Annotated in this window: 12 protein-coding genes; 8 read left to right on the top strand and 4 right to left on the bottom strand. The window is 72.8% G+C overall.

Annotation, left to right across the window (positions count from 1 at the left end; genetic code table 11):
- Positions 1–237: 237 nt before the first annotated feature.
- A complete protein-coding gene (gene hutI, locus AB6L24_RS20530; protein ID WP_405657321.1) occupies positions 238–1,422 on the top strand; it encodes an imidazolonepropionase in 1,185 nt (394 codons plus the stop codon).
- A 6-nt stretch (positions 1,423–1,428) separates the two neighbouring features.
- Here the strand turns inward: hutI and AB6L24_RS20525 are convergent, their stop codons facing one another.
- A complete protein-coding gene (locus AB6L24_RS20525; protein WP_405657320.1) occupies positions 1,429–1,656 on the bottom strand; it encodes a hypothetical protein in 228 nt (75 codons plus the stop codon).
- A 237-nt stretch (positions 1,657–1,893) separates the two neighbouring features.
- On the opposite strand from AB6L24_RS20525, the gene AB6L24_RS20520 reads away from it, so the two are divergent.
- Entirely contained in the window at positions 1,894–2,523 is a 630-nt protein-coding gene (locus tag AB6L24_RS20520) for a TetR/AcrR family transcriptional regulator (RefSeq protein WP_405663176.1), read from the top strand.
- Between the two features lie 82 nt (positions 2,524–2,605).
- Here AB6L24_RS20520 and AB6L24_RS20515 read toward each other — a convergent pair whose 3' ends face one another.
- Positions 2,606–3,616, bottom strand: a complete 1,011-nt coding sequence (locus AB6L24_RS20515; protein WP_405657319.1) for an RNA polymerase sigma factor SigF — start codon at positions 3,614–3,616, stop codon at positions 2,606–2,608.
- Between the two features lie 260 nt (positions 3,617–3,876).
- Here AB6L24_RS20515 and AB6L24_RS20510 point away from each other — a divergent pair, with 260 nt between their 5' ends.
- The 6 genes from AB6L24_RS20510 to AB6L24_RS20485 all read left to right on the top strand — a co-directional run bounded on the left by AB6L24_RS20510 (position 3,877) and on the right by AB6L24_RS20485 (position 9,818).
- Positions 3,877–4,245 (top strand): STAS domain-containing protein, encoded by a 369-nt coding sequence (locus tag AB6L24_RS20510; protein WP_030360701.1) that lies wholly within the window; start codon positions 3,877–3,879, stop codon positions 4,243–4,245.
- A 281-nt stretch (positions 4,246–4,526) separates the two neighbouring features.
- Positions 4,527–5,036: an ATP-binding protein gene (locus AB6L24_RS20505; protein ID WP_405657318.1), complete on the top strand. Its 510-nt coding sequence runs from the start codon at positions 4,527–4,529 to the stop codon at positions 5,034–5,036.
- A 407-nt stretch (positions 5,037–5,443) separates the two neighbouring features.
- A complete protein-coding gene (locus AB6L24_RS20500; protein WP_405657317.1) occupies positions 5,444–6,202 on the top strand; it encodes an LPXTG cell wall anchor domain-containing protein in 759 nt (252 codons plus the stop codon).
- Between the two features lie 37 nt (positions 6,203–6,239).
- The gene (locus AB6L24_RS20495; protein WP_405657316.1) at positions 6,240–7,160 is read left to right on the top strand and encodes a hypothetical protein; all 921 of its coding nucleotides are present in this window, start codon (positions 6,240–6,242) and stop codon (positions 7,158–7,160) included.
- Positions 7,153–8,358 carry a hypothetical protein gene (locus AB6L24_RS20490; RefSeq protein ID WP_405657315.1) on the top strand — a complete coding sequence of 402 codons (1,206 nt, stop codon included), beginning with the start codon at positions 7,153–7,155 and terminating at the stop codon, positions 8,356–8,358. Before AB6L24_RS20495 ends, AB6L24_RS20490 begins: the two co-directional genes overlap by 8 nt.
- A gap of 74 nt (positions 8,359–8,432) precedes the next feature.
- Positions 8,433–9,818 carry a hypothetical protein gene (locus AB6L24_RS20485; RefSeq protein WP_405663174.1) on the top strand — a complete coding sequence of 462 codons (1,386 nt, stop codon included), beginning with the start codon at positions 8,433–8,435 and terminating at the stop codon, positions 9,816–9,818.
- A 39-nt stretch (positions 9,819–9,857) separates the two neighbouring features.
- On the opposite strand, the gene AB6L24_RS20480 is transcribed toward AB6L24_RS20485, so the two are convergent.
- Positions 9,858–10,799, bottom strand: a complete 942-nt coding sequence (locus AB6L24_RS20480) for an alpha/beta hydrolase family protein (protein WP_405657313.1) — start codon at positions 10,797–10,799, stop codon at positions 9,858–9,860.
- Positions 10,800–10,907: 108 nt separating this feature from the next.
- Complete coding sequence (locus tag AB6L24_RS20475) at positions 10,908–12,398, bottom strand: peptide MFS transporter (RefSeq protein WP_405657312.1); 1,491 nt, start codon at positions 12,396–12,398, stop codon at positions 10,908–10,910.
- Positions 12,399–12,547: the final 149 nt, after the last annotated feature.

Raw genomic sequence — 12,547 nt, 5'->3', positions numbered from 1 at the left:
CCTCAAACGCCGGACGGGCTGAGATCAACCGGCACATTTCCCGCCCGCCCCGGCAACCTCCTAGCCCGTCCGGCGATTGAGGACGAGCCGCGAAGCGGCGATACGGCGGGGGTCTGTCCCACCCGCCCGGGACCCCCACCCCCGGGGCCCAGGGGCGGAGCCCCGGTTTCGGGAAGGGGCGGGACTGGGGAGCCCCCGGCAAGGCCCCCGCCCCGCACCCACCCCCCGGACAGGACCATGACGACGACCACCACCACCACGACCGCCATCACCAACATCGCCGCCCTCGTCACCAACGACCCCGCCCTCGGCGAGGGCCCCCTCGGCCTCGTCGAGGACGCCGCCCTCGTCCTGGAGGGAGAGACCGTCGCCTGGGTGGGCCCCTCCGCCAAGGCCCCGCAGGCGGACGAGACGTACGACGCCGAGGGCCGCGCGGCCATCCCCGGCTTCGTCGACTCCCACTCCCACCTCCTCTTCGCAGGCGACCGCACCAAGGAGTTCAACGCCCGCATGGAGGGCCGCCCGTACGAGGCCGGAGGTATCCGCACGACGGTCGCCGCGACCCGCGCGGCCACGGACGCGGAGCTGGAGGCGAACGTCACCCACTACCTCCGCGAGGCCCTGCTCCAGGGCACGACGACGTTCGAGACGAAGTCGGGCTACGGCCTGACGACCGAGGACGAGTCCCGCGCCCTGCGCATCGCGGCCCGCCACACGGACGAGGTCACCTTCCTGGGCGCCCACATCGTGTCCCCGGACTTCGCGGACGACCCGGCGGCGTACGTGGCCCTCGTGACGGGCGAGATGCTGGACGCGTGCGCCCCGCACGCCCGTTGGGTGGACGTGTTCTGCGAGAAGGGCGCGTTCGACGGCGACCAGGCGCGGGCGATCCTGACGGCGGGCAAGGCGAAGGGCCTGCACCCGCGCGTGCACGCCAACCAGCTCAGCTACGGCCCGGGCGTCCAGCTCGCGGTCGAACTGGACGCGGCGAGCGCGGACCACTGCACGCACCTGACGGACGCGGACGTCGACGCCCTGGCACAGGGCGACACGGTCGCCACCCTCCTGCCCGGCGCCGAGTTCTCCACCCGCGCCGAGTGGCCCGACGCCCGCCGCCTCCTCGACGCGGGCGCCACGGTGGCCCTCTCCACGGACTGCAACCCGGGCTCGTCCTTCACGTCCTCGGTCCCCTTCTGCATCGCCCTCGCCGTACGGGACATGGGGATGACCCCGGACGAGGCGCTGTGGGCGGCCACGGCGGGCGGCGCCGCGGCCCTGCGCCGCACGGACGTGGGCCGCCTCACCCCCGGCGCCCGCGCCGACCTGGCCCTCCTGGACGCGCCGAGCCACGTCCACCTGGCGTACCGGCCGGGGGTTCCGCTGGTCTCGCGGGTGTGGCAGCGGGGCGTACGCGTGCGCTGACGGACCTCAGGCGAACGTGACGAGCGGCCCGAGATCGGCCGCCCACTCGGGATGGCGGGCGGCCTTCTCCTCGTGCATCGCCATGAGCCGGCCGGCCAGCGCCGGGTCCATGTCGTCGGAGACGTCGGGGCCGACGGCGATCCTGGCCAGATGGGGAATGATCTCCAGGTCTCCCGCGAGGTGGACCGGGTCGTACATGTACCGCTCCAGGGCCGGCAGGTCCTCGATGCCCACGCAGTAGGCGTGCGTGAAGCCGTCGGCGGGGTCGCCGAGGGCCTGGCCGACCGTGCCGAAGGAGACCGACTCGACGGACGCCGTGCGCCGCATCAGCGTGAGCACACGGGCCTTCTGCTCCTCGGTCGTGCCTTTGCGTCAAGCAGTCCCGGCGACGGGCCCGGTGGATCCCGCGGATCCCGTGGATCCGGCAGGCCCAAGGGCGCCCCGCGTGGGCGCGTCGACAAGAGGGAGGCGATCCTCCGCGCCGCGTTCGTCGTCTTCTCGCGGCGCGGGTACGCGCAGGCGTGCGTCCAGGAGATCGCGGAGGAGGCGGGGGTCGCCAAGCCGACCGTCTACAACCACCTGAACGACAAGGAGTCCCTCTTCCGCCATGCCGTCGAGGCCGAGGCCGACGCGCTGCTCGCGGAGCTCCTCGCGGCGGTCGAGCAGCTGCGCGACCGGGCGCGGGACGAGGACCCGCGGGACGCGCTGACCGACCTGGCGCAGCGGCTCGCGGGCATCTGGTGCGGTGAACGGGCCCACGCGCTGCGGCGGTTGACGTACGCGCAGGTGACGCAGTTCCCGGACCTGGTCGAGATCGTCCAGGAGCGCGTCGCGCAGCGCCCGGCCGCGGCACTCGCCGACCGGCTCGCCCGCCTCTCGCTGGCGGGGCGGCTGCGCCCGTGCGATCCGGAGCCGGCGGCCGAGCACTTCTTCGCCCTGCTCGCCGGGCCTCTGGAGTCCCGTTCCCGGCTGGGCACGCGCCGCGTCCCGGCCGCCGAGCTGCGCGCCACCGCGGCAGCGGCCGTGGACGTCTTCCTGCGCGCGTACGCGTCACCCGGGGACAGCGCAGGCAGTGCGGGCGGCGGGGGCGGGGGAGGGTGAGAGAAAACGATCGCCGGACGGGCTCGACTCACTGAGCCCGTCCGGCGATCGAGGACGGCGGAAGCGGCGTGCGCTCACACGCTCACTCTTCGAGCGTCAGCCCCTTGCGGAGCTTCACGAGTGTGCGCGAAAGCAGCCGCGACACGTGCATCTGCGAGATGCCGAGTTCCTCGCCGATCTCCGACTGCGTCATGTTGGCGACGAAGCGCAGCGAGAGAATCTTCCGGTCCCGGGGCGGGAGTTCGGCGATCAGCGGCTTCAACGACTCGACGTACTCGATGCCTTCGAGGCCGTGGTCCTCGTAGCCGATGCGGTCGGCGAGGGCGCCCTCGGAGTCGTCCTCCTCCGGCTGGGCGTCCAGCGAGCTCGCGGTGTAGGCGTTGGACGCCGCCATGCCCTCGACGACCTCTTCGTTCGAGATGCCGAGGCGCTCGGCGAGTTCGGCCACTGTCGGCGCGCGGTCGAACTTCTGGGCGAGTTCGTCGCCCGCCTTGGCGAGGTCGAGGCGGAGCTCCTGGAGCCGGCGCGGGACGCGCACCGACCACGACGTGTCGCGGAAGAAACGCTTGATCTCGCCGACGATCGTCGGCATCGCGAACGTGGGGAACTCGACGCCGCGGCTGAGCTCGAAGCGGTCGATCGCCTTGATCAGGCCGATGGTGCCGACCTGGATGATGTCCTCCATCGGCTCGCTGCGGGAGCGGAACCGGGAGGCGGCGAACTTCACCAGGGCGAGGTTCAGTTCGACGAGGGTGTTGCGTACGTACGCGTACTCGTGCGTGCCTTCCTCGAGGGACTCCAGCCGCTCGAAGAGGGTCTTGGACAGCGCGCGGGCGTCCAGTGGCGCCACTTCGTCGTACGGGGGGATCTCGGGGAGCCCGGAAAGGCTCTCGCCGACGCATCCGGGCCGCTCGGCGGTGTCGGGGGCGGTCGCGGTGTCGGCGAGCGGGCGCTCTGCCGTCGCGGCCCGTGCGCCCTCGGCGGCGGGGCCCGAGATGCCCGGCGTACGGGTGTCGGTGCGGTTCGGCGGGGGTGTCGACGTCGCCTGGTCAGTGCGCGATTCGTCGAGCCGGGGTGACATGGTCTCCTCCATCGTTCTCGGCATATGGCTGCCGATGCCACTACGTGCACTGCGGTGTGCGGCGCCTCCATGGCCGTCCGTGTCGATTGGTGTCTCTTCTACCCCTACCCGCTTCCGCGTCGGAGTCGCAAGTGCGTTCTGTAGCGAAATGTCCGAATTCGGGGGGTTGTTCGGCTACCCGGGACCGTAGGGAAGGCGTAATGTTCAAGGGCGTCATCGCGCGTCATCGCGCGCGGTAAACAGCCCACGACGGTCGGGAAGAGAGTGACGGCATGGACCGCGGGACGGTCGGCAGTGCACACAGGGGCCGGCTTCTGGTCGAAGTCCGGAATGAGGGCCGCAGCGCCGTCGTGACCCCGGCGGGTGAGTTGGATCACCACACCGCCGATTTGTTGCGCGAGCCGCTTGAGGCCTGTGTCGACGACGGCTTCAAACGCCTCGTGGTCGACTGCTCACGACTCGAATTCTGTGACTCGACGGGGCTGAACGTGCTTCTCGGCGCCCGGCTCAAGGCCGAGGCCGTGGGGGGTGGGGTCCATCTGGCGGGGATGCTGCCGGTGGTGGCCCGAGTGTTCGAGATCACGGGAGCCGATGCCGTCTTCACCGTCCACGAGACGCTCGAAGCGGCGCTGGCCGACTGAGTCGGGGTGATTCTCGCGTATGGCGCAAAGAGTTACGCGTCAGTTGTCGCTGTGTGATCGTTGCGTTACCAGTGTCACACGGTTCGTGCAGAATCCATGGGTGTCCGGGCGGTTCGGCAGGGCAGGAGACACCCTGAGTCCGTCGTCCACATCCATCAAGTCATTCATCAAGTCAAAGTCAGAACGGCAAGCGGCCGGAAAGGCAGCCGGGCGGGCGGGGGTCCGCCGGTCGTCGCACTTCCTCCCTTGTCCAGTCCTCTTGTCGGTGAGGTGAAGTGCTGATGAGCACCACCCGGCCTTACTCGCCGGGCGACCGCGGCCCGGAGTCGGAGGCCGCCGTCGCGGATGCTCCCGCTCCCGCGGCCACCCCGGACTCCGGGGGCCGCCAGGTCCGCAGGCTGAGCCTGAACGGGGCGAGCGGTGTCGTGCCGCTCTCGCGCGACTTCACCCGGGAGGCGCTGCACGCCTGGGGCTGGCTGCCCGCGGCGGGCGCCGACCGCCGCGCCGCCGCCGAGGACGTGCTGCTCGTCGTCTCCGAGCTGGTCACCAACGCGTGCCTGCACGCGGAGGGCCCCGAGGAGCTGTGGCTCTCCTGCGACGGCAAGGTCCTGCGCGTCGAGGTCTCCGACCGCGGCGCGGGTCAGCCGGCGCCCCGCACCCCGCACCGCGCGGGACGGCCCGGCGGGCACGGGATGTTCATCGTGCAGCGGCTGTGCCTCGACTGGGGGGTCGTGCGGACGCCCGGGTCCACGGGCAAGACGGTCTGGGCGGAGCTGGGCGCGCCGGGCTAGCGCGACCGCCGGGCACTGCGCTTCCCTCCTGGTCCCTCCTGTTCCCTCCTGGTTCCGGGGCGACCTCGACCCCGGCCCTCCTCGCATCCCCTCGCTCCGCCCCCCTCTTCGCTCCGCCCCCCACCTCGTCCCGACTCGCCCCCACCCCGCCCCCGGCTTCCGGCCATCCGGCCCCCGCCCCCCTGGGCCCCTTCCGTCACCCCGGCGCCCTCGCGCCCCCGGCCGCCGTCGCCGAACGGCCGCCGCCCCGCTTCCCCGACGCGCCGGATCAGCACGGATCCGACGCGTCCTTTGTCTTCCCTCGACAAGGCCCCGGGCGTACCTTGAGCGCCAAATCTGATGTGCCGTCAGTAAATTCGCACAGCGGCACGGACTCGCCCGCACCACCGGCATGAGGGGAAAACGAGGTGTCGTACCAGAAACAGACGGCCGCGCTCGTGCTCGCCACGGCCATGGCCGGATCGGCTCTGCTCCTTGCCGCACCCGCCGCCCAGGCCGAGGTCCAGGACGTGGACTACCAGTGCAAGACGCCCATCGGGAACAAGGGGGCGGTCTCGCCCATCGACATCAAGAGCGTGAAGAGCGGCAGCGGCTACAAGCTCACGATGTCCTTCCAGAAGGGCGTCTCCTCCAGCCCCGTCGAACTCGGCAAGGGCGCGATGAAGCCCAGCGCGGTGATCAAGCTGGGCGGCGCCGAGAGCGGCACGGTCGCGGTCTCGGGGGCCACCAACACCGGGGCGATCCCGGCCAACACGCCCATCAAGATCAGTGACTTGTCGGGCACGTACACGCCGAAGAAGTCGGGGAAGGTCACGTTCACGGCCGGGGTCCTCACGATCAAGGCGCTCGGTACGACCACGACGTGTACGCCCGCGAACAACCCCAAGCCGTCCCTGACCCTGGACGTCAAGGGCTCCGGTGGTTCCGGCGGCTCCGACGACACCGAGCCGGACACGGGAGCGGGGGCGACGTCCGGCTCCGGTTCCGGTTCCGACGCCGGGTCGGGTTCCGGCTCCGGCGAGAAGGCAGGCGGCGAGGAACTCCCGCAGACCGGACCCACCGACTCCGCCATCGCCCTCGGCACCCTCGGCGGCACCGTGCTGCTCGCGGGCGCGGCCGGAGTGCTGTGGCTGACCCGGCGCAACCAGGCGGCGCGGTCGCGCTGACCCCGCACACGGACCGGGTACGAACGCGGGGGAGCCGATGCCGCTGAAGCCGTCGACGTGGAGCACGCGCGGGACACGGGCGCTGTGCGCGGGCGCCGCCGTGCTGCTCGCGTCGTGGTGCGCGGGGCCCGCGCAGGGCGCGCGGGCCGACGACGCGGGCGGTCCGGCGCGCTCCGCCGACGCCCCCGCCTGGTCCATCGCGCCCTCCGCGGGCAGCGGTTCACGGCCCGCGCGTGCCGACGGGCGGCCCTGCTTCTACGCGGAGGGCGGCCCCGGCGCCGTGCTCCGCGACACCCTGTCCGTCACCAACCCCGGATCCGCGCCGCGCACCGTGACCCTGCGCGGCGCCGGACCCGCGGGCACCGGGAAGTGGCTCACGTTCGCGCAACGGCAGCTGACCGTGCCGCCGCGGACCCGGGCCGAGGTGCCGTTCACCGTGACGGTGCCGTCGGGTGCCGCGCCCGGCGACCGCTTCGGTGAGGTCGTGGCGCGCGGCGGCGGGCGGGACGCGCGGGTCCCCGTGCGGCTGCGGGTGAGCGGGCCCGCGCTCGCCGCGCTCACCGTGGAGCGGGTGCGCGTCGACGCGGGGGCGCGGCGGATCTCGTACGACCTGGTCAACCGCGGCACCACCGTCCTCGCACCGAAGGTCGTGGTGCGGGCCGACGGGATGTTCGGCGAACTGCTCGACCGGCGGGCACGGGCGGTGCCGCGCGAGCTCGCGCCCGGCCGGCGGGTGTCCCTGAGCGAGCCCTGGGACGAGGCGCCCGCGCTCGACTCGGTGGACGTACGGCTCACGGTGACCGCGGCGGGCGGGGTGGCGGAGCGGGCGAGCGCCTCCGCCTGGATCGTGCCGTGGCCCGCGGTCGTGGGGAGCGCGGCCGGGGGCGCCGCGGTCCTCGTGGGGGGCTTTGTCTGGGTACGTCGGCGTCGGCGGGCGGAGGTCTGCGGTGATGGTTGAGTCGGCACGAGCCCGCCACGGCACGGAGGGGAACTCCCGGCGGCCCACCGGACGCGGCCGGAGCGCCTTACCCGCCCCCGCCGCCCTCCCGCGCGCCGCCCTGGCCCTGGCGCTGCTGTTCGCCGCCCTCGGCACCGTCCTCGTCGCGCCCGCCCCCGCCCGGGCCGCGGAGAAGCCCACCGTCACCCTCTCCGAGTCCCAGGCGGGTACGGGTGGTTCGGTGACCGTCAAGGGCAAGGGCTGGCGGCCGAAGGCCCTCCTGATGATGCTCGTGTGCGGGCAGGCCACGCCCGCCCTCGGTGTGCCCGGCGGCACCAACTCCTGCGCCAACTCCCGGGGGCGGGCGGTCACCACCGACGGCGACGGCACCTTCAGCAAGGCGTTGCCCGTGGCCGAGCCGCCGGAGGCCTGCCCGTGCGTCGTGCACGTCGCCACGGTGACCGGGAAGAAGGCCGCGGCGGACGCGGCGTTCAAGGTCGCCGGGCACCCGGTGCGGCCGCTGCCCGCGCGGCCGCAGGGCGGCGGCAGGCTGTCCGTCCTCACCGACACCCGGCTCGACGGGTCCAGCGGGCTCCTCACCTGGTTCGGCGCCCCGCCGTCGCGGCAGCTCGTCTTCACCGTCGGCAACGTCGGCTCCACCCCGGTCAAGGACCCCGTCTTCCAGGTCGGCACCTCGCACGGCGTGTTCGCTCCGCAGTGGGAGGAACAGCAATGGCGCGGCACGATAGCGCCGGGCAGGAAGGCGCAGATCAAACTGTCGGTCGACCTCCCCGCGGGCGCGCACGGCGACTATCTGGTGTCGCTGCGGTACGCCGACCGGGTCCTCGCCGAGCAGCCGTGGGGCGTGGGCCGTCCCTGGGGCGTCACGCTGTTCTGGATCCTGCTGTGCGTCGTCGTGCCCGCGGCCGTCTTCCGGATCGGCATGGTCCTCGTCGACCGGCTCCGCCCCGACCGGCGCCGCCGCCCGCCCGGCCGCCACCGCACGTCCCGCGTCGGCGAGTTCACCGTACGCCTGCCGCGCCTTCGCCTGCCGCAGTCCGCCGTGACCGCCGAACGCGACACCGCCACGCCCCCGGCCACCGCCGGGGCGGCCACCACCAACTTGCCCTGGTTCAGCCCGGACGCCGATCCGGGCGCACCCGCGGGACAGCTCTCCGCACCGTCCGACAACGGCCCCACGACGAAGGGAGAATCATGAGGAGGACGCGGAGGAAAGGGAGCGCGGGGGCACCACCACCCCGTACGAGAGCGACCGCGGCCGGCGTCGCCCTGATGCTCGGCGGCACGGGGCTCGTGGGCGGGACCCTGCTGGCCGCCGCCGGTCCGGCGCAGGCCGCGGAGGTCGCGTACAAGACCGAGTGCGTACCACCCCCGATCTCCAATCTGCCGCCGGTGCACGGCACCACGAAGGTCGACGTCAAGGTGCCCGCCGAGGCGAAGGTCGGCGACGAGGTCGAGGTGGTGTGGAAGACCGTCCAGGCCGCGTCCAAGAACCCCGACATCCTCGACCTCGGCAAGGACACCGTCCTGCCGACCGGCACGATCAAGGTCGGCGGCGCCCAGAGCGGCGACCTGTTGCTGGAGGGGACGCGGACCAACCCGCCGATCCCCAAGGGCGGCCCGATGGTCCTCTCGGACATGAAGGGCAAGCTGAAGCTGACCAAGCCGGGCGAGGTGACACTCACCCCGGACGCGTACGACATCAACGTCAACAAGCCCATCTCCACGGACACCAAGTGCAAGCCGGAGGAGGCCGTGAAGGTCGCCGCGACCATCAAGGTGACCGAGGGCGGCGGCAGTTCGGGCGGCACCACGTCGGGCGGCAACTCCGGCGGGACCACCTCCGGCGGCAACTCCGGTGGTTCCAGCGGGAGTTCCAGCGGCGGTTCGGCCTCCGGTGGCAGCGACAGCGGTGGTACGACCAGCGGCGGCAGCACGTCCGGCGGCTCCGGCTCCGGCGGCTCCACCGGCGGCGGTGACGGGCAGACCGACTTCCCCGGCAAGGAAGTCCAGATCCCCTACAAGTGCAAGACGCCCATCGGCGACAAGGAAGCCACCTCGCCGGTGCAGATCAACGCCAAGAAGAACGGCGGGAGCTACGGCCTGACCGTCCAGTTAAAGAAGTCCGTCATGGACAGCCCCGCCGACATCCCCGCGAACTCCGTCACGCCGTCGATGCAGGTCGTGCTGGGCGGCGCCGACAAGGGCACGGTCCCGGTCGAGGGCCCCGCGAACAAGGAGCCGATCAAGTCCGGCGCCCCGATCACCATCCCCGACCTCACGGGCACGTACAAGCCGGGTGCCGACGGCAAGTCCACGCTGTCCCCGGGCGTCCTCACCGTGAAGGCGCTCGGCACCACCACGACCTGCACCCCGGCCAAGACCCAGGTGTCCCTCGAACTCGACACGTCGGCGCAGCCGGGCGGCGCGTCCGGCGGCTCGTCGGGCAGCGGCACGGCGGGCGGCTCCGGTACGGCGGGCGGCTCCGCCTCCGGCTCGGCGGGCGGCGCGGCGGCGTCGGGCGGCGGCCTCGCCGACACCGGCGCCGAGGACAACGGGGCGCTGCGGGCGCTCGGCCTGGTCGCGGGCACGGCGATCCTGCTCGGCGGCGCGGTGTTCACGTTCCTGCCGCGTGGGCGCCGCAGGTGGCTGCGCTGAGCGGGGGCCGCTGGGCCAGGCTGAGCCGGGGCGGCTGAGCTACGGCTGTGGGCTGCGGGCGCCCGAGTGCGCCCGCAGCCACGCCAGTACGTCCCTGGCGAGCCCGGGCGCCTTCAGGAGCGGGCCGCCGTGGGCGGAGCCCGGCAGGGTCCGCACCGTCACGTCCCCGAGGCCCGCCCGGCGCTGGGCGGTAGCGAGTTCGGCGGAGTGCGCGGGCGGGACGAAGTCGCCGGCCGAGTGCACCAGGTACAGGGGTGCGTCCCGGGCGCCCGACGCGTGCGAGGCCGCGGCCAGGTCGCCCCAGCGCGCCCAGCAGCGCTGCCCCGACGTGTCCGGGTCGCATCCGGCGAGACGTTTCGCCGCCTGCCGCAGCGCCCGCTGCCGGGCCGGGGCGCCGGGGCGGGCCCCGTCCTGCCAGGCCCGGTAGGGCGAGGCGACGGGGGAGAGGGCGGCGACCCCGCGCACGTACGTGAGGCCGTCCCGGTACGCGCCCACGCTCACCGCGAGGTGCCCGCCCGCCGACGAGCCGAGCAGCAGCGGCCGGGGCGCGCCGGGGCCCTCGCGGCGGGCGATCCAGCGCAGGGCGGCGAGGACGTCGGTGCGCTGGGCGGGCCAGACGGCGTCCGACGAGAGCCGGTAGTCGGTCTCGTACACGGTGAAGCCCCGCGCCGCGAACCACCGCGACCAGCCGCTCCAGTCGGTGTCCCGGGCCCACGACCCGCCGTGCAGGACGACGAGGGACGGCTTCTTGCCGCCGCCGGACGGGCCGCCGTACACGGTCACCGTCTGGCGCGCGTGCTCGCCGTAGGAGAAGACGCGGCCGGGCGGGGGAGCCTCGGGCGAGGCCTCGGCGGCGACGCTCGCGGAAAGCAGCGTGCCGCACAGGGACAGGGTCAGGAGCGCGCGGCGCAGGTTCGCGGAGCGGTGGCGCGGGGCCGGACGGCGGTGGCGCGCGGTCGGGCGGCGATGGCGCACGGTCATGGGGCGATGGTCCACCGGGGCCCTCCGGCGCGCCCCGGGAAACGCCAAGGGCCACCGCACCGGGTGGTGCGGCGGCCCTCAGTTCGTACGAACGGCCTCAGGCGGGTGTCAGTTGACCTCGCCCATGAGTGCCTTGACCTTCTTGCGGTACATGTACACCGCGATACCCGCGACGACCGCGAGGGTGGCCTCCATCGCGACCACGCCGGTCTTGTTCAGGTCGACGCCGGCCGTGGACAGCAGGCCGGTGGTGCAGTCGCCCGCCGTGACGGCGAGGAACCAGACGCCGAGCATCTGCGAGGCGTACTTCGCCGGGGCCATCTTCGTCGTGACCGACAGGCCGACCGGGGAGACGCACAGCTCGCCGACGGTGTGCATGAAGTAGATCGCGACCATCCAGTACGCGCCGACCTTCTCGCCGTCGCCCGCCATGGACAGCGGCAGCAGGAAGACGAAGAATGAGGCACCGGTGATGACCAGGCCGATCGCGAACTTCACGACCGTGGTCGGCTCCTTGTCACGGCGGTTCAGCGCCATCCACAGGAAGGCGGCGACCGGCGCGAGGGCCATGATCAGGACCGGGTTGACCGACTGGTACCAGGAGACCGGGAAGTCGAAGCCGAAGATCGAGGTGTCCGTGGAGTTCTTGCCGAACAGGGCCACGGTGGAGGCGCCCTGGTCGTAGATCATCCAGAAGACCGCGGCGGCCACGAAGAACCAGATGTACGCCGTCATCCGGGACTGCTCGACGTCGGTGAGCTCCTTGTCCCGCTTGATCTTGGCGAGCACCCAGATCGGGATGACCAGGCCCGCGACGGTGATCGGGACGATGGCCCAGTTCAGGGTGTAGACGCCGGTGGCGATCGTGACGCCGTAGAAGACGACGGCGGCGATGATCCACAGCATCGCCTTGCGCAGCAGGCTCATCAGCTCCGGCCGCTCGACCGGCTTCGGGACGACGCTGCTGCGCTCGCTCAGGTGGCGGCCGCCGAGCAGGAACTGGGCGAGGCCGAGCGCCATGCCGAAGGCGGCGAGGGCGAAGCCCAGGTGCCAGTTGACCTTCTCGCCGACGGTGCCGATGGCCAGCGGGGCGAAGAAGGCACCCAGGTTGATGCCGATGTAGAAGACGGTGAAGCCGCCGTCGCGGCGCGGGTCGTCCGGGCCGTCGTAGAGGTGGCCGACCATCGTGGAGATGTTGGCCTTCAGGAGGCCGGAGCCCATGGCCACCAGGACCAGACCGAGGAAGAACACCGCCTTGCCGGGCAGGGCCAGGGTGATGTGCCCTGCCATGATCACCAGGGCGGCGATCGTGATCGTCTTGCGCGGGCCCCAGAGGCGGTCCGCGAACCAGCCGCCCGGCATGGCGAGCAGGTACACCATCGCCATGTAGATCGAGAAGATCGCCGTCGCCGTGGCGGCGTCCATGTCCATGCCGCCGGGGGCGACCAGATACAGGGGGAGCAGGGCCTTCATGCCGTAGAAGCTGAAGCGCTCCCACATCTCGGTCATGAAGAGAGTGGCCAGGCCGCGGGGGTGGCCGAAGAAGGTCTTCTCGGAACCAGGAGTGCTGGCCGAGTCCTTCGTCAGGCTGGACGCCATGGGTCGATCCTCGTGGTTCGGGACGCGGTGCGGCGGGGGACCGCGGGCGCGCCCGGTGGGGGGCGGTCGGCACCGGTGTCCTGCCGCTCACCCCGCACGCCTGAGGAGGGGTTGGTGCCACGGTGTCCGTGGAACACGAGGGACGGTGA

Source organism: Streptomyces sp. RK9 (assembly GCF_045070545.1).
In the GTDB taxonomy this organism is placed as follows: domain Bacteria; phylum Actinomycetota; class Actinomycetes; order Streptomycetales; family Streptomycetaceae; genus Streptomyces; species Streptomyces alboflavus.
Note: the sequence above shows the minus strand (reverse complement) of the source record. Positions and strands in the feature narration are given on the sequence as shown.